This window comes from Bacillus sp. SIMBA_005, assembly GCF_046535585.1.
Classification (GTDB): domain Bacteria; phylum Bacillota; class Bacilli; order Bacillales; family Bacillaceae; genus Bacillus; species Bacillus pumilus.
Window position 1 is genome coordinate 1 of the sequence record NZ_JAWRWI010000836.1, and the last position, 251, is coordinate 251.

The following is a 251-nucleotide window of genomic DNA, read 5'->3' on the forward strand; positions in this document are numbered from 1 at the left end:
GGCGCGATTGCCAGCGCATCCGTATATACATCCCCCGTTACTACGACCGCCTGGTCATAGCTGCCCATTTCGGCCGCAATATTTTTGGACAGATCATATCTGTTTTTTCCGCTGATCCGTTTCGTACGGCCGTATTTCTTCAATGTCTTTTCCGCGGCTGACGAAATACTGTTCGTCCCGCCGATGATTAAAATATTATCCGGATTGAATTTCTTGATTTGCGCTTCTGTGCTGCTGCTCAGTTTTTTCGC

Annotated in this window: 1 protein-coding gene; it reads right to left on the minus strand. The window is 47.8% G+C overall.

Features of this window, described 5'->3' with window-relative positions; all coding sequences use genetic code 11:
• Nucleotides 1–251 (minus strand): cell wall-binding repeat-containing protein (locus SB660_RS22420; protein WP_410584679.1); only part of this gene is annotated, 251 nt, incomplete at both ends.